Source organism: Pseudomonas imrae (assembly GCF_046352735.2).
GTDB lineage: Bacteria > Pseudomonadota > Gammaproteobacteria > Pseudomonadales > Pseudomonadaceae > Aquipseudomonas > Aquipseudomonas imrae.
On sequence record NZ_CP110853.2, the window covers coordinates 697,269 to 720,778 of the forward strand.

Annotated in this window: 19 protein-coding genes; 9 read left to right on the forward strand and 10 right to left on the reverse strand. The window is 60.7% G+C overall.

What is annotated here, in order from left to right; translation table 11 throughout:
- Nucleotides 1-99: 99 nt before the first annotated feature.
- Nucleotides 100-4,998 (forward strand): alpha-2-macroglobulin family protein, encoded by a 4,899-nt coding sequence (locus OQ460_RS03085; protein WP_410020443.1) that lies wholly within the window; start codon nt 100-102, stop codon nt 4,996-4,998.
- A gap of 94 nt (nt 4,999-5,092) precedes the next feature.
- Here OQ460_RS03085 and OQ460_RS03090 read toward each other — a convergent pair whose 3' ends face one another.
- Nucleotides 5,093-5,386, reverse strand: coding sequence for a hypothetical protein (locus OQ460_RS03090; RefSeq protein ID WP_410020444.1), 294 nt, complete (start codon nt 5,384-5,386; stop codon nt 5,093-5,095).
- 99 nt (nt 5,387-5,485) lie between these two features.
- On the opposite strand from OQ460_RS03090, the gene pbpC reads away from it, so the two are divergent.
- The 6 genes from pbpC to OQ460_RS03120 all read left to right on the forward strand — a co-directional run bounded on the left by pbpC (nt 5,486) and on the right by OQ460_RS03120 (nt 12,363).
- The gene (gene pbpC, locus OQ460_RS03095) at nt 5,486-7,816 is read left to right on the forward strand and encodes a peptidoglycan glycosyltransferase PbpC (RefSeq protein WP_410020445.1); all 2,331 of its coding nucleotides are present in this window, start codon (nt 5,486-5,488) and stop codon (nt 7,814-7,816) included.
- A gap of 111 nt (nt 7,817-7,927) precedes the next feature.
- Nucleotides 7,928-8,236 (forward strand): MazG-like family protein, encoded by a 309-nt coding sequence (locus tag OQ460_RS03100; protein WP_084381765.1) that lies wholly within the window; start codon nt 7,928-7,930, stop codon nt 8,234-8,236.
- Nucleotides 8,229-8,978: a methyltransferase gene (locus tag OQ460_RS03105; RefSeq protein WP_410020446.1), complete on the forward strand. Its 750-nt coding sequence runs from the start codon at nt 8,229-8,231 to the stop codon at nt 8,976-8,978. Before OQ460_RS03100 ends, OQ460_RS03105 begins: the two co-directional genes overlap by 8 nt.
- Before the next feature lie 24 nt (nt 8,979-9,002).
- A complete protein-coding gene (locus OQ460_RS03110) occupies nt 9,003-9,608 on the forward strand; it encodes a DUF4136 domain-containing protein (RefSeq protein WP_410020447.1) in 606 nt (201 codons plus the stop codon).
- 43 nt (nt 9,609-9,651) lie between these two features.
- A complete protein-coding gene (locus OQ460_RS03115; RefSeq protein WP_410020448.1) occupies nt 9,652-10,209 on the forward strand; it encodes a DUF4136 domain-containing protein in 558 nt (185 codons plus the stop codon).
- A 129-nt stretch (nt 10,210-10,338) separates the two neighbouring features.
- A complete protein-coding gene (locus OQ460_RS03120; RefSeq protein WP_410020449.1) occupies nt 10,339-12,363 on the forward strand; it encodes a pilus assembly protein TadG-related protein in 2,025 nt (674 codons plus the stop codon).
- Here the strand turns inward: OQ460_RS03120 and OQ460_RS03125 are convergent.
- Both OQ460_RS03125 and OQ460_RS03130 read right to left on the reverse strand, forming a co-directional pair.
- The gene (locus tag OQ460_RS03125; protein WP_410020450.1) at nt 12,360-15,104 is read right to left on the reverse strand and encodes a PAS domain-containing protein; all 2,745 of its coding nucleotides are present in this window, start codon (nt 15,102-15,104) and stop codon (nt 12,360-12,362) included. The two genes, OQ460_RS03120 and OQ460_RS03125, sit on opposite strands and share 4 nt — an antisense overlap.
- Complete coding sequence (locus tag OQ460_RS03130) at nt 15,101-15,538, reverse strand: TadE/TadG family type IV pilus assembly protein (protein WP_410020451.1); 438 nt, start codon at nt 15,536-15,538, stop codon at nt 15,101-15,103. Before OQ460_RS03130 ends, OQ460_RS03125 begins: the two co-directional genes overlap by 4 nt.
- Before the next feature lie 71 nt (nt 15,539-15,609).
- Here OQ460_RS03130 and OQ460_RS03135 point away from each other — a divergent pair, with 71 nt between their 5' ends.
- On the forward strand, nt 15,610-16,083 hold the full coding sequence (locus OQ460_RS03135; RefSeq protein WP_410020452.1) for a prepilin peptidase: 474 nt from the start codon (nt 15,610-15,612) through the stop codon (nt 16,081-16,083).
- A 126-nt stretch (nt 16,084-16,209) separates the two neighbouring features.
- Entirely contained in the window at nt 16,210-16,992 is a 783-nt protein-coding gene (locus OQ460_RS03140) for a response regulator (RefSeq protein WP_410020453.1), read from the forward strand.
- A 47-nt stretch (nt 16,993-17,039) separates the two neighbouring features.
- Here OQ460_RS03140 and OQ460_RS03145 read toward each other — a convergent pair whose 3' ends face one another.
- The 7 genes from OQ460_RS03145 to OQ460_RS03175 are packed head-to-tail and all read right to left on the reverse strand — an operon-like array spanning nt 17,040 to nt 23,506.
- The gene (locus tag OQ460_RS03145) at nt 17,040-17,309 is read right to left on the reverse strand and encodes a DUF3613 domain-containing protein (RefSeq protein ID WP_410020454.1); all 270 of its coding nucleotides are present in this window, start codon (nt 17,307-17,309) and stop codon (nt 17,040-17,042) included.
- Nucleotides 17,310-17,328: 19 nt separating this feature from the next.
- Nucleotides 17,329-18,051, reverse strand: a complete 723-nt coding sequence (locus OQ460_RS03150; protein ID WP_410020455.1) for a tetratricopeptide repeat protein — start codon at nt 18,049-18,051, stop codon at nt 17,329-17,331.
- A 10-nt stretch (nt 18,052-18,061) separates the two neighbouring features.
- On the reverse strand, nt 18,062-18,949 hold the full coding sequence (locus tag OQ460_RS03155) for a type II secretion system F family protein (protein ID WP_410020456.1): 888 nt from the start codon (nt 18,947-18,949) through the stop codon (nt 18,062-18,064).
- A gap of 1 nt (nt 18,950) precedes the next feature.
- Nucleotides 18,951-19,832, reverse strand: a complete 882-nt coding sequence (locus tag OQ460_RS03160) for a type II secretion system F family protein (protein WP_410020457.1) — start codon at nt 19,830-19,832, stop codon at nt 18,951-18,953.
- A 10-nt stretch (nt 19,833-19,842) separates the two neighbouring features.
- Entirely contained in the window at nt 19,843-21,117 is a 1,275-nt protein-coding gene (locus OQ460_RS03165; protein ID WP_410020458.1) for a CpaF family protein, read from the reverse strand.
- The gene (locus tag OQ460_RS03170; RefSeq protein WP_410020459.1) at nt 21,114-22,307 is read right to left on the reverse strand and encodes an AAA family ATPase; all 1,194 of its coding nucleotides are present in this window, start codon (nt 22,305-22,307) and stop codon (nt 21,114-21,116) included. The genes OQ460_RS03165 and OQ460_RS03170 overlap by 4 nt, the downstream gene beginning before the upstream one ends.
- Entirely contained in the window at nt 22,304-23,506 is a 1,203-nt protein-coding gene (locus tag OQ460_RS03175; RefSeq protein ID WP_410020460.1) for a type II and III secretion system protein family protein, read from the reverse strand. The genes OQ460_RS03170 and OQ460_RS03175 overlap by 4 nt, the downstream gene beginning before the upstream one ends.
- Between the last annotated feature and the right edge of the window lie 4 nt (nt 23,507-23,510).

Sequence of the window (23,510 nt, forward strand, 5' to 3'; positions counted from 1 at the left end):
CAGGCACGCAGTCGACAGTTCAACCGTCGTCTTGGCAATACGGTTTTGCCTGAGCTGATATATAGTTCATGCCTTGCCTCCCCTGACAACGAGTGCCCCATGCTTGACAAAGGATTGTTCCTGGCCTGCGCCCTGGCTCTGCTGAGCGCCTGTGATTCATCCGATAAACCGGCTGCGCCTGCCGCACCTGCGGCGGTAACCACGGCGCAACAGATCAAGCCCGCGGTGGATGTGGCGACGCTCAAGCAGCGTTACGCCGGCCGTGAGTTAAGTGTGGTGGACGTGTCTGAAGTCCAGCTGGATGGCGCCAGTACGTTGTCGGTGAGTTTTTCGATCCCGTTGGATCCGGAGCAGAAGTTCGCCGACAAGTTACACCTGGTGGACAGCAAGTCCGGCAAGGTCGACGGTGCCTGGGAGCTTTCCGACAACCTGATGGAGTTGCGCCTGCGCCACCTGGAGCCGCAACGCAAGTTGGTGCTGACAGTGGACGCCGGCCTGCGCGCCGTCAACGACGCCAAGCTCGCCGCCGAATACATCAGCCGCCTGGAAACCCGCGACCTGCAAGCCACCGTGGGCTTCGCCAGTCGCGGCACATTGTTGCCGACGCGTTTGGCCGAAGGTTTGCCGGTGATCGCGCTGAACGTCGACAAGATCGACGTCGAATTTTTCCGCGTCAAGCCTGAGTCCCTGCCGGCGTTCCTCGCTCAGTGGGGGCGCAGTACCAGCCTGCAAAGCTACGAATCCCGCGAATTGTTACCCATGGCCGACCTGGTGTATGGCGGGCGCTTTGACCTGAACCCGGCGCGCAACACCCGGGAAACCCTGTTGCTGCCCATCGCCGGCCTCAAGCAATTGCAGCAGCCTGGGGTTTATCTGGCAGTGATGCGTGCCTCGGGCACTTACAACTACTCGCAACCGGCCACGCTGTTCACCCTCAGCGATATAGGCCTGTCGGTACACCGCTATGCCAATCGCCTGGACGTATTTACCCAGGCGCTCGAAGGCGGCAAGGCCCTGGACGGCGTTGACCTGGAAATCCTCGACGCCGAAGGCCGCATACTCGGCCAGGGCAAGACCGAGAAAGGCGGGCATGCCGAGTTGCCGCTGCCGAAAAAAGCCCAGGTATTGCTGGCCAGGCAAGGCGAGCAAACCAGCCTGTTGCGCCTGGACAGCGCAGCGCTGGACCTGGCCGAGTTTGATATCGGTGGGCAGCCCGCTCACCCGCTGCAGTTTTTTGTATTCGGCCCGCGTGACCTGTATCGCCCCGGTGAAACCGTGCTGCTCAATGCCTTGCTGCGCGACAACGATGGCAATGCTGTCAAGCCGCAGCCGGTAAGCGTCGAGGTGCGCCGCCCGGATGAACAGGTCAGCCGCAAATTTGTGTGGGATGCCGATGCCTCAGGCCTGTATCAGTATCAATTGCAACTGGCCGGCGAAGCACCGACCGGGCGCTGGCAGTTGGTGTTTGACCTGGGTGACGGCAAGCCGCAGCTTTACGAGTTCCTCGTCGAAGACTTTTTGCCGGAGCGTCTGGCCCTGGAGCTCAAGGGCAGCGACACCCCGCTCAAACCTGCGGATAACGCCACCATTGAGGTCAATGGTCGCTACCTCTACGGCGCGCCGGCTGCCGGTAATCGGGTCAGTGGCCAGGTGTATGTGCGACCGTTGCGTGAAGCGGTCAAGTCATTGCCGGGCTATCAGTTCGGCTCCGTCACCGAGGAAGAGCTGAGCCAGGATTTTGAACTCGATGAAAGCGTGCTCGACGCCAAGGGCGAAGAGCGGCTGACCCTGGAAAGCAAATGGGCCGAAGCCAAATCGCCGTTGCAACTGATCGTCCAGGCGAGCCTGCAAGAGTCCGGTGGCCGGCCGATTACTCGGCGACTGGTACAACCGATATGGCCGGCCGAGCAATTGCCGGGCCTGCGCGGGCTGTTCGACGGCACGCAAACCAATGGCGATGGCCCGGCGGAGTTTGAAGTGCTGGTGGCCAATCCGGCTGGCGAGAAGCTCGCAGCCGAGAACGTCAAAGTGCGCCTGGTTCGTGAGCGTCGCGATTACTACTGGAACTACTCGGACAACGATGGCTGGAGCTATCACTACAACGAAAAATTTCTCAACCTCGACGAGCAGACCGTCAATATCAAGGCTGGCGATACCGCCAAGGTCAGCTTCCAGGTGGAGTGGGGCCCCTATCGCGTCGAGGTCGAAGACCCGCAAACAGGTCTGATCAGCAGCGTGCGTTTCTGGGCGGGCTATCAGGCTCAGGACAATACCGAAGGCGGCGCAGTGCGTCCGGACCAGGTCAAGCTGGCACTGGACAAACCTGCGTATGCCGATGGTGACACCGCCAATGTTACCGTCACTCCTCCGGCCGCCGGCAGCGGTTATTTGTTGGTGGAGTCCAGCGAAGGGCCATTGTGGTGGCAAGAGATCGAGGTGCCGGCCGAAGGCAAGAGCTTTGCGGTGAAGCTTGATCCGAAATGGTCGCGGCACGATCTATATGTCAGTGCCCTGGTGATCCGTCCGGGTGAGCGCAAGGCCAACGTTACCCCCAAGCGTGCGGTTGGCTTGCTGCATCTGCCGCTGGATCGCACCCAGCGCAAACTGGGCCTGACCCTGAGCGCGCCGGAAAAGATGCGTCCCAAGCAGCCGCTGACGGTGAAGGTCGCCGCGAAAAACGCCGACGGCAGCGTGCCCAAGCAGGTACATGTGCTGGTGGCGGCGGTGGACGTTGGCATCCTCAATATCACCGAATACCCGACACCTGATCCGTACTCCAGCCTGTTTGGCCGCAAGGCCTACGGCGTGGACCAGTTCGACATTTACGGCCAATTGATCGAAGCCGGCCAGGGTCGCCTTGCCAGCCTGGCATTTGGTGGTGATGCGGCGCTGGCCAAGGGCGGCAAACGCCCGGATACCAGTGTCACCATCGTCGCCTTGCAGAGCGCGCCGGTAGCGCTGAACGAGCAAGGCGAGGGCGAAGTCAGCGTCAATATTCCTGATTTCAACGGCGAGCTGCGCTTGATGGCCCAGGCCTGGAGCGACGATCGCTACGGCATGGCCGAAGCCAGGACGGTGATCGCTGCGCCGCTGGTTGCCGAGCTGTCGGCACCGCGGTTCCTGGCCGGTGGCGATCAGACCGGGTTGGCGCTGGACTTGTCCAACCTGTCGGGCAAACCCCAGAAACTCGACGTGCAATTGACTGCCGAAGGTCAACTGGCCTTGCTCGGCGAACCATCTCACAGCGTGCAATTGGCCCAGGGCCAGCGCACCACCTTGCACATCCCGGTGCGCGCACTGGGTGGGTTTGGCCAGGGCAAGGTCAAGGTCAGCGTCACCGGACTGGATCTGCCGGGCGAGAATCTGCCGCCGTTCAGCCGTGAATGGACGCTGGGTGTACGCCCGGCCTACCCGGCGCTGCTCAAGCAGTACCGTGCGGTACTCAAGGATGAAACCTGGAGCCTGCCGGAAGCCGAACTGGCGCTGTTCGAACCGGCTGGCCGCGAGGCCCTGTTGAGTTTGTCGAGCCGTCCGCCGTTGAACCTCGGCGAGCAGATACGCGCACTCAAGGCCTATCCGTATGGTTGTCTGGAGCAAACCGCCAGCGGCCTGTACCCCTCGCTTTATGCTGACGCCCAGGTGCTGACGCGTCTGGGCCTCAAGGGCGAGCCGGATGCCGAGCGCAAGCGCAAGATCGAGCTGGGTATCGAGCGCCTGCTGGGTATGCAGCGCTATAACGGTAGCTTCGGTTTGTGGGGCGCCGATGGCGCGGAAGAATATTGGCTGACGGCGTATGTCACGGACTTCCTGCTGCGTGCCCGTGACCAGGGCTTCGCCGTGCCGCCGCAAGCCCTGAAAAAAGCCAGCGAGCGCCTGCTGCGTTATGTGCAGGAGCGCAACCTGATCGAAGTTGACTACAGCGAGAATGCCGACCACACCCGCTTCGCCGTGCAGGCCTACGCCGGCATGGTGCTGGCTGGCAGCCAGCAGGCACCGCTGGGGGCGTTGCGCAGCTTGTTCGAGCGGCGTACCGAGGCCCGTTCCGGTCTGCCGCTGGTGCAGTTGGCAATTGCCTTGCAGAAGATGGGCGATCAGCCACGCGCCGATCAGGCCTTGATTGCCGGGCTGGCAGCCAAGCGCAAAGGCGAAGATTGGCTGGCCGACTATGGCAGCCCGCTGCGCGACCAGGCGATGATCCTGGCGTTGCTGGAGGAAAATGATCTGGCCAAGGGCACGCGTGAAGAGCGCTTGTTCGAGCTGTCCGACCAGATGGCGGCCAGCCAGTGGTTGTCGACCCAGGAGCGCAATTCGCTGTTCCTTGCTGGTCGTGGCTTGCTGGGCAAGCCGGAAGCCAATTGGACCGCGCAATTGAGCAGTGGCGGCGAAACCCGCGAGCTGAACAACGGCCAGTCCGGCTTGAAGCTGGAAGGTGCATTGCTCGCTTCACCGCTGACCTTGCGCAATCAAGGCAGCGAGCCGGTTTACCAGCAACTGAGCATCTCCGGCTACCCGCAGCAGCCGCCTGCCGCGGGTGGTGAAAACCTGAGCATTCGTCGTGAATACCTGGGGATGGATGGCCAGCCGTTGAACCTGCGTAACCTCAACAGCGGGGATTTGGTGCTGGTGCATCTGGCTGTCAGCGCCAACAAGCAGCGGGTGCCGGATGCGTTGGTGGTGGACCTGTTGCCGGCAGGCCTGGAGCTGGAAAACCAGAACCTGGCGCAAAGCGCCGCCAGCCTGGAAAACGCCAGCAGCCAGGTCAAAGAGTGGCGCGAGTCAATGCAGAACGCGTCGATCAAGCATCAGGAGTTTCGCGATGACCGCTATGTGGCGGCGTTGAACCTGGACGGTTATGGCACCACGCACCTGCTGTACCTGGCTCGTGCCGTAACCCCGGGAACTTACCGGGTGCCGCCGCCACAAGTGGAGTCGATGTACCGACCGAACTGGCAGGCAGTGGGGCAGACTCCGGAGGATATGGTGATCAAGGGGCGTTAAACGCAACATCGGCCTTATCTTTATGTAGGCGCGGGATTGTGTGGGAGCGAGCAAGCCCGCTCCCACATAAGCAAGCCCGCCACAGGGTCTTTGTTTAATGCACGACCCAACTGAGCAGCCACAACCCAAGCAACAACCAGATAATCCCCATGATGATCGAGGCCCGCATAAAGGCGCGGACTGCCGAATACAGCAACATCAAGCCGACGATCAGGGTGATGATGCTGATGATCGAGGTATCCATGCCCAAGGTGCGGGACAATCCATCGATGAAATTGCCGCCGGCATTTGTCAGGGCCCCGAACAAGCCACTGAGCCCGTCGACGATAAAACGAATGACCGAACCGAGTGCCTGGCCCAGCCAGTCAAAAAAGCTTTCTACCTGCATATGAGTGTCCTGATGAAATGGTGGGCGTATCTGCCGGACCTGAGCCTTTGGTCGTCAATCCCGCGGGCGAGTTCCCTTGAAGCATAGAGGTTTGCCCGGTTGAATTTGCGATTAGTTGCACGCTGGACCCTGGGGAGCCTGTTGCTGGCGATAGCCTTGCTATGGCTGGCCGATCGCCTCTGGCCCTTGCCCCTGCCCAAGGACGACCTGGCCCGTGTGGTGCTGGCCGAAGACGGCACGCCATTGTGGCGTTTCGCCGATGCCGATGGTGTATGGCGTTACCCGGTACAAAACCGCGAGGTCTCGCCGTATTACCTCGATGCCTTGCTGACCTATGAAGACCGTTGGTTCTACCGGCATCCCGGCGTCAATCCGCTGTCTCTGATGCGCGCCACCTGGCAGAACCTGACGGGCGCGCGGGTGGTCTCCGGTGGCAGCACCTTGTCGATGCAAGTGGCGCGCCTGCTGGATCCTCACTCGCGAACCCTCCATGGCAAGTTGCGCCAACTCTGGCGCACGGCGCAGCTGGAGTGGCATTTGTCCAAGGCGCAGATCCTCAACCTGTACCTCAATCGTGCGCCGTTCGGCGGTACGCTGCAGGGCGTCGCGGCGGCCAGTTGGGCGTACCTGGGCAAGTCGCCGCAACAACTGACCCACGCCGAGGCCGCGATGCTCGCGGTGTTGCCCCAGGCACCCAGCCGTTTGCGCCCGGATCGTCATCCGCAGCGTGCCCAGGAGGCGCGGGACAAGGTGCTGCGTCGCCTGGCCGAATTTCAGGTATGGCCGCAAGCCGCTGTCGACGAAGCGCTTGAAGAGCCGCTGTTGCTGGCGCCGCGCCAGGAGCCAAGTCTTGCGCCATTGCTTGCTCGCCGCCTCAATCGTCCGGACAGCCCGCCGCTGATTCGCACCACCGTCGATGCCAGCCTGCAACGCCGTCTCGAGGACCTGCTGCTGGGCTGGCGCGCACGCCTGCCGGAGCACACCTCGGCGGCGATCCTTGTGGTGGAAGAACAAAGCATGGCGGTGCGGGCTTATCTGGGCTCGGTGGATATCAACGACGCCCGGCGCTTTGGTCACGTCGACATGATCAGCGCCCTGCGTTCGCCAGGATCGACGTTGAAACCGTTCCTGTATGGCATGGCGCTGGATGCCGGGCTGATCCATTCGGAGTCGCTGCTGCAGGACGTGCCACGGCGATACGGCGACTATCGACCGGGCAACTTTTCCATGGGGTTCACGGGGGCGGTGCCGGCCAGTACCGCGTTGTCCAGTTCATTGAATCTTCCGGCGGTGCAATTGCTGGAAGCCTACGGGCCAAAACGGTTTGCCGGCGAAATGCGCATCGGCGGCATGCCCCTCGCGCTGCCGACACTGGCGGAGCCGAACCTGGCGCTGATCCTCGGTGGCGCCGGTAGCCGACTGGAGGATTTGGTCAGTGGCTACAGCGCCTTTGCCAGGGATGGCAAGAGCTCCACGATTCGCATGCAGCCGCAGGATGAGCTCAAAGAGCGGCCACTGCTGTCGCCGGGCTCGGCCTGGATTGTGCGGCGCATCCTCAGTGGCCAGGCGCGGCCGGATCGCGATCCTCGGGCCGAGTTGGTGCAACGCCCGGTGCTGGCCTGGAAGACCGGCACCAGTTATGGCTTTCGTGATGCCTGGGCCATTGGTGTCGGGCCGCGTTATCTGATTGGCGTGTGGATCGGCCGTCCAGATGGCACGCCGGTGCCGGGCCAGTTTGGCTTGGCGTCGGCGGCGCCGTTGATGTTGCAGGTTCACGATGTGCTGACCAATCGCGACAGTCAGCGCGGGATCACGGCGCCGGTCAAACCGGTGCCGATGAATGTCGGCGTGGCCGCGATCTGCTGGCCGTTGGGCCAGCCAATGAGCCGTAGTGACTCCAATTGCCGCCGCCAGCGTTTTGCCTGGACGCTGGACAAGACCACACCTCCGACCCTGCAGGCGCTGGACCAGCCGTTGAGCGTGGGCCTGGTGGAGAAAGTCTGGGTAAACGCCAGGGGGATGCGTGTCGCAGCCAACTGCCCCGGGGCGGTGTCTCGGGACATCGCCTTGTGGCCGGCACCGCTGGAGCCCTGGTTGCCCAGGATAGAGCGGCGCGAGGCGCGGATTCCGGCCCCTGATCCTGCTTGTCCGCCACCGACGTTGGCGGCGTCATCGCCGCTGTCGATCGTGGGCGTGCGTGAGGGGGATCAACTGCGCTTGCCTGCGACGAGCTTGCAGGCGTTGCGTCTGAAGATCTCGGCGCTGGGGGGCAGCGGGCGGCGCTGGTGGTTCCTCAATGGTGCTCCGTTGGGGGACAGTGCCAACCAGGACAGCATCAGTGCCGGTTTCGAGCAGTTGGGGCGCTATCAACTGAGTGTGCTGGATGAGGCGGGGCAGACGGCCAGAGTTGAGTTTAACGTGGTGGATTGAGTGGTTATTGCTGGGGGATTCTTGGCGGCATATCCAGTCCAGAGGTCCGCCACGGATTCACTTGCTATCGTCGCCTATCCGCCCGAAGCTATAGCGCTTCAGGAGCCCCCCATGAATCTCGAACACCTTACCGAACGCCTGCATCGCATCCGCGATAACAACAACTGGAAACAATTCCACAGTCCAAAAAACCTGGCGATGGCCGCCAGCGTCGAAATGGCCGAACTGGTCGAAATTTTTCAATGGCTGACCGAAGACCAGTCCCGCCAGTTACCTGCGGACAAACTCGCCCATGCCGGCCAGGAGGTGGGTGACATCGTGCTGTATCTCTTGCTGCTGTGCAGCGAACTGGGGCTGGACATGGATCAAGTGGTACGCGCCAAACTGGCTGACAGCGAGCGGCGGTTTGCCCATGAGTGATCGTCATTTCGACCAGCTTGCGACGCGATTTGCCGAGAAGATCTATGGTGGGGCCAAGGGCGCGATTCGCCTCGCGGTGTTGCAGGCCGATTTGATCGAAGCTTTGCCGGACCGGCCGTTACGGGTATTGGATATCGGTGCTGGCCTGGGCCATATGTCGTTGTGGCTGGCCGAACGCGGTCATCAGGTGACCTTGGCAGAACCCGCCGAACCGATGCTTGAAGGCGCCCGTCAGCGCTTTGCCGAAGCCGGCCAACAGGCCACGTTTATCCAGGCTCCCTGGCAAGACTTGTTGGGCCAACTCACCGAGCCTTACGATCTGGTGTTGTGCCATGCCGTACTGGAATGGTTGGCCGAACCCCACGCGATCCTGCCGGTGTTGCACCAGTTGACCGTGCCCGGCGGCTGGTTGTCCCTGGCTTTCTACAACCGCGATGCGTTGATTTATCGCAACCTGCTCAAAGGCCACTTCCGCAAGATGCGCAAGAATGACATGGCCGGCGAAAAGCAGAGCCTGACCCCGCAACAGCCCCTTGACCCACGGGAGTTGGCCACGCAACTAGAGGGGCTGTGGCAGGTCGAAAGCCAGAGTGGCGTGCGGGTGTTCCACGACTATATGCCGCCGGAATTCCAGGCTCGCGCCAGTTTGCAGGACTTGTTGGAGATGGAGCTTGCTCACCGTCGTCATCCAGGCTTTGCGGGGCTTGGACGGTATTTGCACTGGATCTGCCGTCCGGTTTAAGCGGTCCAGTCTGCGGAGGTTGAAATGAAGCGGCGTGTCGGATTTATCCTGCTCTGCCTGGGGCTTGGCGCCTGTCAGAGCAACAACCCTTATGTGGCGGCCTCAAGGCCCATGCCGCCGGCGCCTGCCCAGGCCGCCAAGACCTTTGATGCCAGCGCCTACCCGGCGCCGGTGCGCGATTACGGCGCCTATCGCAATTGGGCCTGGCGCAACGGCCAACTGCCGGCGGGCACAGCCTGGGCCGATTCGGCGCAGATTGCCGAAGCGGTCAGCGGCGCCCTGGACCAGCGTGGCTTGCGCCCGCTGCATGACAACCGGGCGCCGGACCTGCTGGTCAGCGCTGATGTGCGCCTTGAGAAGCGCCTGCGTCAGGTCCGGGATGACTATGGTTACGGCTACGGCGGTTACAACCGTTACGGCAACGGGTATGGCATGTACAACTCGGTGCCGATTGTGCGCACCTATGAAGTGCAGGTCGTGGTGGTGCGGGTCAACCTGTTCGACGCCCGCAGTGGCCAGCCGGTGTGGAGTGCCAGTGCCGAAACCGGTAGCCAGGGCAGTTTGAGCGAGCGCGGTGATGCGTTGCGCCAGGCTGTGCAAAAGGCAATGACGGCGTATCCTCCAAGCTGACAACTATTCTCATCTCAGGCGGATAATGCCTTGGAGAACCATTATGTTGAGTCGTATCGCTTTAATTGTTTTTGCCGTGCTGCTGGGCGGTTGCCAGACCAGCCAGGTCAACCACGATTTTGATGCCAGCCGCGATTTTGGCGCCTACCGCAGTTGGAGCTGGAAAGAGCCTGCACTGCAATACCGCCCCGATGATCCGCGGATCAAGAGCGACCTCACCGAACAACGCATCCGCCAGGCGGTGGCCGATCAACTCGACCAGCGAGGCCTGCGTGCAGCGCCGTCCGGGGCCAAGGCTGACCTGAACGTGCAGGCCTATCTGATCGTCGAAGACCGCCAGCAACAAGTCACCACCAACTACGGCGGCGCTTGGGGCGGGCCATGGAATGGCTATTGGGGGGCGCCGATGTACAACGAGATCCGTAACGTCACCTACAAGGTTGCTACCCTGCAGATCGATTTGCTGGACGGCAAGGACGGCAAGTTGGTGTGGCGCGGCAGTGACGAGCAGATGATGAGCAGCACGCCTAGCCCGCAGGACCGCAGCGCGGCCATCCGCACGACGGTGACCAAGGTGCTTTCCAACTATCCACCGCGCTGAACAACGGCAACCGGGCTTCCACCAGTCGCAAAAGTGGCAAGATGCCAGCGCGTACACCAACCCTTGACTACACTGCTGCTCAACATAGGAGAGTAAGCGCTCGGCAGTTCGCCGGCAAAGGAGTGCTCGATGTCTCCCCGACTTCGCTCTGGCCGTTTGGCGGGCTATTCAGGGCAGCGTGGTGCGATTGGCCTGGTCTTCGCCGGTAACCTGGCGTTGGCACTGGTATGCATGTTGCTGGTGGTAGACAGCGGACGTTTATATCTGGAAAAGCGCAAGTTGCAGGCGATTGCCGATACAGCCGCCCTGGAAGCTATCAGCCGCAAGGGCGACTGCCTGGCGGTCGGTAGCAACACGGCCACTGAGTTTGCCACGGCGAACGCGTCGCGTAATGGCTTTAGCGTCCCTCAGGGCAATTCGTTGGAGGTGCGTTGTGGTGTGTTGTCGACCGGCGCAAACAATCTGCGTGTCTTTTCGGAAAACCCGGCCCAGGTGGAGGCCATTCAAGTAACGGCCTCACGCCCGGTCCTGACCAGTATCGCAGGCGGAGTCTGGTCACTGTTCAACGGCACCAGTATCAGCACAACCACCCAGTTGACAACCAAAGCCGTCGCCGCCTCGAAAGTATTGCCCCCTCAGGCCCAATTGACCATCAAGACCACGTTGATTGAGGTCGACTCCACCGAATCCGATGTGTTGAACCTGGTGTTCGGCAAGCTGCTGGGTGGGAACCTGAATCTGGATGTTGCCGGTTGGCAGGGGTTGGTTGATACCGATATCAATTTGCTGAGCTACCTGGACCAATTGGCATTGGCCGTGGGCGTACAGGCAGGTAGCTACAATGAGCTGCTCAACAAGACCGTCAAGCTCGACAAACTTATAGAAACGGCAATCACTGTGCTCCAAAACGGAGGCAGCACGGCAACGGTAGCTGTCGATGGGCTTGCAAAGATAAACGCGCTGGTCAGTGATCTGGATGTCACCCTGGGCAGTATTTTGCAGTTGCAAACAGGGGCGGTGTCCGCAGGGCTCAATACCAATCTGAATGTGTTTCAACTGGCTGAAGCGTTCATTCAACTGGCCAACAAGAACAACGCCGTGATGGCAGAGATTCCGGTCAACATTCCTGGGCTGCTCAACGCGGGTGTGAAGCTCAAGGTCATCGAGCCTCCACAACTGTCGGCTATCGGTGATCCCACTTTTGCCAAGGATAAAGAACAGGCGAGCCGGATCTATGTGCGCACGGCTCAGCTTAGGCTTGGCCTGACGTTGAGCTTGCCAGTGCTGGGCTCACCTGTGGTAGATGCTGCCTTGAACGGGTTGGTGGCCCCGCTTACCGACACACTGAATAACTTATTGAGCCTTAATCTGGCCGGGACCGTGACCTCGTTGCTGTGTGCACTGGGGGGTTATTGCGAGCGCACGGATCTGAAACTGCTCTCCTCATCGACCACTCCATCAGTGCCCAGTATCGATGTGATCCTTGAACTGAGCCGCGCCGAGAGCTATGTAACCGGCTACACCTGCCTCAGCGAGGCGACCAAAACGCTGACTACGCAAACCAACGCCTCGGTTGTCACGGTGAAAATAGGCCGCAGCCCGGATCTATATAACTCCTTCGGCTCCAGCCCTCCTCTAGACCCGATTCCTCCGCTTCCCGTGGTCGATATCGGCGCGATTACCTGCTTTAAACCTCTGCTGGGGCTCGGGCCAACGACTTGTGATGCCGGCAGTCGCAAACCTTTTTATGGGGGCGGGCTGGGGTTGAGTATAAAGAGCGACGTAGGCGGGACGACAAGTTCCCTCGGCCCTTATACCTACAATCAACCGCCGGAAATAAAGCAACCGCCCCTATTTCATGATTTTCCCACGACAAGTCTGGTGGACTCTCTCAGGGAGACTTTGCAGGGGGTCGAGCTCCAGGTTTACAAGCCCACGGGTTTCAACCTTCTGGGAGGCTTGCTGCATACCACGGGCACATTGCTCAACGGCATCAATGGCACCTTGGGTGAAGTCATTGGCAATGTGCTCAGCCCGCTTCTAGACCCGATCGTGGACGGCCTATTAAATACATTGGGAATCAACCTGAACCTGGTTGAAGTGGGCGCCAACCTGAGTTGCAAGCCCCGTGGCACTGCTGTTTTGGTGATCTAACCTTCACCCACCACCGGCAGCTCCACACAAAACCTCGCCCCTTGTTCCCCATTGGCGACGCTCAACCATCCGCCCATGTTTTGCACAATCCCATAGCTCACCGACAGCCCCAGCCCGGTGCCCACGCCAATCGGCTTGGTGGTAAAAAACGGCTCGAAAATCCGCTCCAGCAACCGGGCATCGATTCCGCCCGCGTTGTCTTCTACCCAAATCCGCATGTGACGGCTGTCATGCTCGCAATGCAGGGCGATCCACGGCTGGAAGTCGCGGTTTTTTTCGCGCTTGCCCAATAGCGCGTCACGGGCGTTGACCACCAGGTTGATCAGTACCTGCTCCAACTGGTCGGCATGCCCCTTGACCTGCACGCTGAAGTCCGCCGCAGTGATGCGCAAGTCCACGCCTTTGCCGCGCAGGCCTTCGCCGAGCAGTGACACGGTACCTTCCACCGCCTGGGCGGGGTCGAAGGGCTGTTGCTCGACTTCCGAACGGCGGCCGAACACGCGCATGTGGTCCACCACCCGGGCCGCGCGCTGGACCTGGGCGTCGATGCGCTGGAGTTTGTCCGTCAGGTAGTCCTCCTGCACATCGCCATTGCTCAAGCGTTTGAGCACATTGGCGATGGCCATGCGCATCACGTTCAGCGGCTGATTGATCTCATGGGCCAGGCCGGTGGCCATTTCGCCGAGGGTGGCCATTTTTGCGCTTTGTGTCAGTTGTTGCTGGGAGCGGCGCACTTCGGTGTTGTCGCGGCCCACGGCCTGTATTTCCTGCAACTGACCTTGCTCGTCGAATACGCCACGGTCGGACCAGACCCACCAGGCGTGCTCGCGGCCCGGCAGTTGCAAGTTTATTTCGGCGGTGCTGACGGGAAACTCCGGGCTCAACTGGCTGATGCGTTTTACAAAGGCGCTGCGTTGCTCATCCGATAACCATTGGCCCAGGTTGACCCCCGCCAGTTGCTCGGGTGTGCATTCCAGGTAGTTGGCCAATGGCGTATTGCCGAAGGTCAGCGTCAGGTCCGGGCGATAGCGGCAGATCATCGCTGGTGAATCCTCCACGAGAATTCGATAACGCTCCTCGCTTTCCTTGACGTGCTGGGCCGCCAGAGTCGCCTCGGTGACATCCAGCCACAGGCCGACCGCTTCCACCGGCAAGCCGAGGTCGTCGCGCAGCAGTTTGGCTTCGTCCAGCAGCCAGTGGTAATGCCCCTGTTTGTCCCGCATCCGGTAGCGGCTGCGCACACTGCCTTCGCGAAGTAATGTGCGAGTGCGTTCAAAATAGGTGTCGCGGTCTTGCGGGTGGATCCATTCCACAGCGGTGACATGAATGCATTCGGCCAGGGTCCAGCCCAGCAAAGGCAACAGGCTGTCGCTGAAAAACGTCGGATGCAATGCGCCGTTGACGTAACGCTGGACATAGATCACCGCCGGGGAACTGGCAATCAGGTTGTCCAGGCGGGCATGGGCCGCGGCGGCTTGCAGTTGCTGGTTCTTGACGTCACTGACGTCGAGCATAAAACCGATCCAGCGACGATTGTCGCCCGCGCCCAGCACTTGGCCCTGGACGCGGTACCAGATCGGGTTCTGGTGAGTGTCTTGGCGTTGCAGGCGCACGTTGCTCAACAAGGGTTTGCCCAGGTTTTGCAAGTCTTGAAAGCGGCTGTTCAACTCCTGGCGATCCGAGGGGTGAATCAGCTCCAGCCAGTCGCCCAGCAGTTGTTTGTTCGGTGCATCCTCCATGCTCAAGCTGCGCATGAGTTGGGGGGCAAGGTGGATTTCGTCGCAGCCTGGCAGCAGCTCCCACCAGCCCGTGCCGAGCAAACCTTGCAGGGCTTCCAGGCGCTCCAGTTGTTGATGGTGGCGTTGCTCGCGCAGGCGATCGAGCAACGGTGCAGCGAGGGCTGCCGTGAGGTTCAGCCAGTCGCGATCACTGACGCCGGGTTGACCTTGGTACAGCCCGCAGAGCAGCCAGGCTGCGACGCCCTGACTGTCGCGGTAGGGCACCAGAAAACCATCGACATCGGCGAAGAGCCCGTGCAAGCGAGGATGTTCGCGCAGGCCTTGAATCACATTCAGGCCCAGCGGTGTATTGCCATTGAGGCTGTCGAGGCTGGTGCCCAGGCGTTGGCCGGGTTGCCACAATTGGGGCGCGTCGTGGGCGTTGTATTGGCTGTAGACCACCCAGCCCTGATCCTGTTGATCGAGTAGCGCCAAGGCAACGCACGGGATACGCCAGCGCTGGGCCAGACTGTTCAGGTGTTCGTTGAATACCTGCGGCAGGCGGGTCAAGCTGCACACCCGCAGTTGTTCGCTCATCTGGCAGGCAAGCTGATGGCTCTGTTCACGCTGCCGGGCCGATTCGCGGCCGGTCAGCAGGTCGCTGATATCCAGCAGTCGCAGCAGCCAGCCTTCACCCTCCGGTTCGACCCAGCCGCGGGAATGCAGGACGTTGCCGTCGGCGCCGTGAAAGTCCAGGTCCAGGCTGTGCCGCTGCCAGTCGGCGGGAATGCCTTCGATACTCAGCGCGCTGCCGGCGTGGAGCATGTCACGCAAGAGTGGCCGGGTATCGCCCGTGGGGTGTTGGGCCAATTGTTGGCGCAAGGCATTGCTGACCTGCACTACATGGCCCTGATGATCCAAATGCAGGTGCAAGCCAGCGTCGGGAATTCTTGCGGGTGGATTGAGAGCTTGGACGCTGCTGCGACCGAGCAGACGCCCGAAGAGTTTGTCGCCCGAGGTCAAAACTGCAGGCTCGATTTAGCATGCAGCGTTGTCGGCAGTTTTGGCACGCTGCCGATGCCCGGCAGCACAATAAATGGCATCACGGCGGCGATATTGCTCGACGGATACTTGATCTCGACCTTCAGCACGCCAGCCGTGAATGTCGCGTCGATGTGTGCGGGCAGAAACTGGAAGGTAGAGGGAATCCACTCTAACTGTTCTCGTACGATCTGCTTGGCCAGCGGCGCGACATTTTGTGCGTAGTTGGGCGAGTTCGGGTCCAGCGCCACGCTGCGCCGTACTGCTTCTGCCGTGGCGTGGTTGAACGACTGCATCAGCAATAAGGGCAGGCTGTAGCTGATCATCCCGTAGAACACCGCGAAAAAAATCACGAACACCGCCGCGAACTCAATGGCCACGGCGCCTTTTTGATTGTTGGGGAGATTTGTTTTCATGACCGCGTCTACTCTGACAGCTACTACCTGATGTCAGTATAGAATCAATCGGAAAAAGGGACGGTTTTTACGTGATTCAAGGCCTCGTGGTGTTTTTCTGGTTGGCGTTATGTGCGTTGCAGGATGCTCGACAGCGCCAGATTGCCAATCGCCTGACGTTGGGTGCGGCCCTGCTGGCCCTGATCTACCTGTTGTGGAGCGGCACGACATGGTTGGGCGCATCCGGGGGCGAAGGTTTATGGGCCTTGGGGTTGGCGCTGTTGCTCACATTGCCAGGCTATGCTCTCGGCCGCCTGGGGGCGGGGGATGTGAAGATGCTGGGGGCGTTGGCGCTCGGCTCCAATTCGACCTACGTGCTGTGGTCTCTGGTTGGCGCAGGAGGGGCCAGTATCCTCTGGCTGTTGGCTTCGCCCTGGCTATTACGGCATGTGAATCATGACGTTAGAAAACGCCTTGGTTATCTTGTGTTCGATCCGTCAAAAAAACTGCCTTTCGCCCCTTTTCTGTGGGTTGGATTTTCCCTTGCATGGTTTTGGATCCATTAGCCAGGTCCTGCCTATATCGCTATGTACATAGTCGGAAAGTACGTCTACGTTTAATGACGAAGGCTTGTAGGAAAGTTATTTGGAATGGATGGGTCAATCTTTGGCTTGCCAGGCATGGAGTAGCGCGTGAATAAGCTTAAGTCTCAGGTAAAAGTCCTCGTGGTTGACGACCAGCCATTGATCGTAGAGGAGCTCTGCGAGTTTCTCGAAGGCAGTGGTTACAGTTGTGTCCCTTGTGAGTCCAGCCAGCAGGCCCTGCAATGCTTCACTGACGATGGGCAGATAGGCCTGGTGCTGTGTGACCTGTATATGCCGGGCATGGATGGGATTGAACTGGTCCAGGCGATGCAAAAGGTCGCCGGCAAACAGCGGGTGTTTGAAGCCATCATGCTGACCGGGCGCGCAGACAAGCAGGATGTGATCAAGGCGTTGCGTGCGGGAGTTTCGGATTACTACCAGAAACCGATCAACCTCGACGAGTTGCTTGAAGGTTTGCAGCGTCAGGAAGCGGTGCTGGCCGAGCGTAAAAAAAACATGGATCTGGGGCAGTTGAACCAGAAGCTGCAATATCTTTCCGAATCCATCAATGACTTGTATCAGGATATCGATAAAGTCCGCCGCAGCGCGCCCTCACAGACCGATGACGAGGAGGCTGCCGAGGAAGCTGCGCGGGTGGAGATCCCGGCGATCTTCAACCCCTTGTCACCACGGCAACTGGACGTCGCCCGGCTGGTGGGCAAGGGCCAGACCAACTACCAGATCGCCTGTGAATTGGGCATTACCGAAAACACGGTCAAGCTCTACGTCTCCCAGGTCTTGCGCCTGACCCATATGCACAACCGCACCCAGCTGGCCCTCGCGCTTTCACCCAACAGCTCGGCTTTGCGCCAGCGGGTAACGGCGCACTGACTGGTGCATTGATCGCTCCCGCAAGGGGGAGCGATCAATAGGGCGGATCACTTGCCGCCTTCTGATTTGCCTCCAGCACTCTGCGCCTTGAAGAACTCCGGAATCGGGTAGGTGCTTTCCAGCAAGCGCCGCATGGCTTGTTCGCGTTCGGCGGCGCTGGCCTTTTGCGGCGTTGGCGAAGTCATCTGCCCGCTGGCCTGTAATGTCAGCCAGCGCTCGGTTTGCCCTTGATAGGGCGAGGAGGGCCCGGGTTCGATTGCCTGGGTCGACAGGGGCAGGGCCAGCAGCGTCAGGCTGGCGAGGTAGTGAAGTTTCATCATCGACTCCTTGAACCGCTTACTTGATTGTCGGGGTTGCTGTGTCTGTGACCGCTGCAACCTGAGCTTTTTCCGTGCCTGCTGGTGCGCGGATTCCCTTGAGTGCCTCGGCCCTGGCCTGGGCCTCGGTAACCTGCTCGGGGCTCAGGTTGACCTGGCCGACTACCTGCACTGCCTGCGTCCAGTTGTCCTGGTAGATCAGCAAGGTCACCAGGTTGATAGCGGCCAGGGTGTCGCTGGACTTGAGCTCCATGGCGGTGAGGAATTCAAAGCGTGCGTCCTCCAGGCGCAGTTGGTTGAGGTACACCACGCCCAGGTCATTACGGATTTTTTCGTCGGTCGGCGCCAGTTGCGCTGCCCGTTGCAAATAAATCAGGGCCTGGGCGTTGTCACCCTTGGCCACCGCCAGTTGCCCCAGCCCATGCTCGCCTTCGGCGGCCATACAGGTGCCCAGCAGGCTGCGGTACAGCGGTTCGGCCTGGGGGCGTCCGAGCAAACGGTAAACCTTGGCTTTGCGTTGGCGCACCTGGGGCAGGGTGTCAGGCAGGCTTTGCAGATTGGCCAGGCTGGCGTGCAGCTTGCCGTCGTTGGCCATGTCATTGGCCAGGTTCAGTGCCAGTTCCTGATCCGAACCTGGTTTGGCACAACTGGCGGGGGACATCAGTGATGACCACGGAGCCTGGCCGTTCGTGGCGCAACCGCCGAGCATCAACAGGCTCAGGCCGACGATCAGTCTTTTCATCTGCAGCTCCTCACATATTACTCAGGGCTCGGGAAATGGCGATGAACGCCGGCCCCCCAAGGACAATCATCAACGCCGGAAACAGGAAAATCATCATCACCACTGACATCTTGGCGGACATTTTCGAGATGTACTCCTGCAGGCGGGTCAGGCGTCGGTCATCGAATAGCTGTTTGAGCGCCAGCAAGGATTTCATCGCGCCGCCGCCTTGCTGGATCAGTTGTTGGAGAATGATGCAGGTGTCGGTGAATTCATCCACGGACAACAGTCGCGCGGTCTTGCCCAGTTCCTCGCTCAGCTCCAGGCCGGAGTCGACACGAGACAGGATCAGGTGCAGTTCGTGGGTCAAGGCAGGCAACAAGCGTTGCGCTTCAACGCTCAGTACCCGTAGTGATTGTTCGACGGCCATGCCGGATTCGAACAGGATGCGCAGTAAGGGTATGAATGTGGAAATTTCCCGGGCGATACGTTGCTGGCGATGGGCAGCGGTGGCCACCAGAATGCGCTTGGGTACCAGATAGCCGATACCGAGTGCTACCAGCGGCGCCAGCCAGGGGGATTCGACCTTGGGAAACAGCGCCTCTTGAACCAGTACGGTCACCCCGGAAGCCAGGATTGGCACACCGATCTGAAAGGCGGCAAACATCGAGCGCTGGCTGGCTTTTCTCCAGCCGATGCGGTTGAGCAGTATCTGTGTTTCGTTGTCCAGTTTGACCGAGCGCTGGGCCAGCGTACTGTTGCCCAACTGGTGCATGAACGCCCCCAGTTTATCTTCCCGGGCCAAGTGCCCCTGCAGGCGTTGGTTAACCACGCGCTGGCGCTGGCGTCGATCCAGCAATTGGCCGACGATCAGCACCAGTGCGGCGAGCAACAATAAAGCGCTGACCAATAGGACCATCTCAAATACTCCGCAACATGCGCCACATGCACAGGCTGCCCGTGACTTCCATGGCCAAGGCCACGAACAGCAGGATGCGTCCCGAATCATCGTTCCACATGGTCATCAAGTAACCGGGATTGGCCGCCATGAAGTAGCCCACCATGGCAACCGGCAGGCCTGCCAGTACGTAGCCGGTGATGCGGGTTTCACCGGTCATGGCCTTGAGCTGACGGGCGCCCTGTTCCCGTTCGCGAATCATCTTGATCAGATTCTCCAGCAACTCACTGGCGTTGCCACCGTAGCGGTGGTTGACCTTTAAACCCAGGGCGAACAGGCGAAACTCGTCGCGCTCATAAAATTCGGCAAAGTCATTGGCCGAGTCCGGCAGGCTGATCCCCATCTGCACGTTGCGCTGGATCCGGCTCATTGCACTTTTGAGCGGGTCTTCAGTGGTGTCGATGGCGCCCAGCACCGCGTCCGCCAACGTCCGACCGGACTTGAGGCTGCGCACGGTGTGGTCGAGTAATTGTGGCAACTGCTCGATCATTCTTTGCAAACGCCGTTGATAGCGCCAGGCGATGTAAAGGCGCAGGACCAGAGGCGGCAATACAATCATCGCCAGCAATCCCGGCCAACTGCCGACGACGAGGCCGACCAGAGCCGCCAGGGCCCAGAAAGTCAGCCACAACCCAAGGTTGTCAGTGGGTTTTCCCAGCCCGGCGCGCTGAAACATGCGTTCAAGGCCCATCCAATGGTCATGCTCCTCCGCCAGCAAGGGTTGCCCTTCGGCGAGTCGCTCCAGCACCCGATCGGTCTCGGCCTGACGCACGCCGTTGAGGAACAGTCGTAGCGACACGCCTATCAGAATCACACAGCTGAACAGCAAGAGGGCGCCGGTCATGGTCACGTCCCTAAAGAGAAGACAACGTCGGTTCGCGACGCAGCTTGTCACCTGCGGGGTTGATCGCCTCGCGCACGAAGCCGAAGCCCGTGCGCCGGTCGAGACGGAACAGGGTATTGGTGACGTAGACGTCATCGCGCACCCCTACCACTTCCACCACTTCACTGACGCAGCGTCGCCCATCGGGTAGGCGGGTCAGCTGGATCACCACATCCAGCGCCGCACAGATCATCTGCCGCAGGGTTTTCTCGGCCACCACGCGACCGGTCAGGCCGACCAGGGTTTCCAGGCGCAACAGGGCATCCTGGGCGTTGTTGGCATGCACGGTACTCATGGAGCCGTCGTGACCGGTATTCATGGCCGTCAGCACGTCGAGTACTTCTACGCCGCGAATCTCGCCGAGAATGATGCGGTCCGGGCGCATCCGCAGGGCGTTGCGGATCAGGTCGCTGGCCTTGACCTCACCGTGGCCTTCGGCATTGGGCGGGCGTGTCTCCAGGCGCACCACGTGCGGGTGGCCCAGTTGCAGCTCGGCAACGTCTTCAATGGTTACCAGGCGTTCATGGGGATTGATCAACTGGCTGAGGATATTCAGCAACGTGGTTTTCCCGGTCCCGGTGCCGCCGCTGATCAAGATATTGCAGCGCTTGCCCACCGCCTCCTGGAAAAAATCGAAGATGCCCTGGTCGATGGTCTGCATCGCCACCAGGTCGCTACTCTTGAGCATGTCCTTGCGAAACTTTCGAATCGACAGGCATGGCCCATCCAAGGCAATCGGCGGAATGATCGCGTTGACCCGGCTGCCATCGGGCAGCCGCGCATCGACCATCGGCGACGATTCATCCAGGCGTCGGCCCAGTGGCGCGAGGATCCGCTGCATGACCCGCTCTACGTGGTGGGCATCGATAAAGCGCAGGTCACTTTGATGCAACAGACCGTCCCGTTCGATGAACACCCGGTGCGGGCCATTGACCAGGATCTCGGTCACGGTGGGGTCGCGCAGCAACACTTCCAAGGGGCCGAAACCGGTGAGTTCGTCGACGATTTCTTCGGCCAGGCGCTCCATTTCATAGCGCGAAATCGCCAGGTGCATGCGGGTGATGTATTCGGCCACCTTGTCGATGATAAATTGCGCCAGGGACTGGCGAGAGCCTTCCAGCAGGTTTTTACCCGACTCCTCGATGGCATCGATGATGTAGCGATGCAGCACCAGTTTCAGGCCGTCGTGGTTGGCGTTGTCCGTAGCGCCTCGGGTGGAGCTGCCGAAGAGTCTTTCGTTGTTCATTTGTTGGCCCCCATCAACCGCTCAAACCAGCGGGCGGAAGGTTTTTCCTGGCCTTCGGAACGCTTTGCCAGGCGCTCGCCCAGGGTTCTCAGGGCTTGGGTCAGATTCTCCCGGGGGGAAAGGGCGAACAGGGTTTGCCCCTGGTTCTTTGCGTTCAGGCGTACCTCGGGGCTGAACGGCAATACGGCGATGGCTTGCAGGCCGAAGCTCTTTTCCAGCGCCTCGACATCCGGCGCCGCGCCTTTGAGGTAACGGTCCACCAGCAGCCGGGCGTGCTCGAGCTTCATGCCTTTTTCCCGCCAGGTGTTCAATACCACCAGGTTGCGCCGGCAATCCAGCACATTTTGGTCGGTACACCACAGCAGTTTGTCGCAGTGGCTGACGAAGGTGCGCAGGGCGTCGCTGTCCGCCTGCCCGGTCAGGTTCACCACGATATGCTGGAAATGTTGGCGCAAAGCGCTGAGCAACATGAAAAGCTCGGCTGCGCTGGTCGTCTCCAGGGGATCGTCGCCGCTGGAATAGGCAAGGATCCGCAGGCCTTCTGCAGTCGCGGTGAACGCACTGTTGATCAGCGTAGTGTCCAGGCGCCGCAAGTGGCGCAATGCATCACCAAAGTAGAACGAACTTTCCAGCCCCAATAGCGCCAGGCTGTCGCCACGGGGCAAGCCCAGGTCCAGCAACAAAGTGTGTTGCCCGCTTTTTTGCACGACCAATGCCAGATGGCTGGCCAGCAAGGCGCCGTCGGCATTGCCTTGGGTGCCATACAGCACGGTGAGACCGCCCAGGTGGGTGTTCTGGGCGACCGGTGGCAAGCGCTTGCCCAGGCGCCGCACCAGGCCCGCCACCTCGCTGGAGCGCGAACCATAGGCGACGAAGTCTCGCGCACCGGCGCGCATCGCGTTCAATACCAATTGATTGTCCATGCCATCGCCGAGGGCGACGATGGCCAGCATGGGCTTGGCTTCGAGGGCACCTTCGATCAACGCGCTCTGGGCCACTACATGCTCGCGATCCAGGCCAATGAATACCAGGCTGGCGAAGGTCACGTCCACCAGCGCCAGCAATTCGTCCAGGCTGCCGCCGCCTGCGCTTACCACCTGGCCCAAGGGCGCAAGTGCGCCCTGAAGCCATTCCAGATCGGTGGTGTTGCGGGTAATTGCCAGGAAGGTCTGGCTCAGGTTGTCACTCATTGCGAAAGCCCCGTGCGCCTGTCGAAATTGCCGTTTTCCAGGAAGTACAGGCGATACCAGTTCGGGTCGTAATTGCGCAGTTTTTCCCCCGGCAACGACGGCAGTTGCGCATTGGCGGCCAAGGGTTGGACCAAGTGTGGCGTGACGATCATCAGCAGCTCTTTTTCCTCGCGGCTGATATTGGATTCGCGAAAGAACGCGCCAAGGATCGGAATGTCGCCCAGGCCTGGAAACTTGCTGATGGTCGAACGGTTATTGGTGCTGATCAGGCCACTGATGACAAAACTCTCACCGTCGGCCAGGGACACGCTGGTATCGGTGCGGCGCACAGTCAGGGCGGGCACGTCGATCCCTTCGATCCGTACAGCGTTGGTGTAGTCCAGCTCGCTGACTTCCGGTGCCACCTTGAGCGAGATGCGGTTACGGTCGATAACCGTGGGGGTCAGAGTCAGGCGAATACCGAACTCCTTGTATTCGATGGCGATGGTGTCGCTGCCACTGCTGGGGACCGGCACCGGGACTTCACCCCCGGCGAGAAAGCTCGCGGTTTGACCACTCATGGCCACCAGGCTTGGACGTGCCAGGGTGTAGGCAAAACCGCTGCGCTCCAGCGCATTGATCAACGCCGAGAAACGCCCACCGCCGAAGCCGATATTAAAGCTGCCGTTGTCCAGAGGCAGGCTCATGCCGCCGGTGCCGGGGCTGCCGAACAAAAAGTTGCGCGTACCACCAAAGATCGAAGTGCTGGCCTCCTTGAGCTTGGTTCGGCTGACTTCGACAAAGCGAATATCAGTCTGTACCTGGCTGGGCAGGGTGGGATCGTCCGACGGTGAGAGGGCCATGCTGGTCAACGCCGAGGTGGCCTTGCCCTTGACGAACACCATGCTCTGGCGGGGCGTGGTGGCGCAGCGGGTCCAGACCATCAGGCTCGTGGTTCCGGGGCTGATGCCGGTCAACAAGAAACCACGCTCACCGTTGAGGTGGACGTCGGCGATCTTCGGGTCGCCGATGGCCAACCGGGTAATGGCCACGGGCGATTGCAGTGCGTGCTGCAGACCTTCGCCCACCGACAACGCGGCAGGCAGCGGTTCCAGGTTAGGGCAAGTGTCCGAGGCGGCGAATGCCTGGCAGACGGGCAGGCTGGACAGCATCAGGGCCCAGGCCATATGAGTGAACACGGGTGCGAAACGATGGCGCATACAA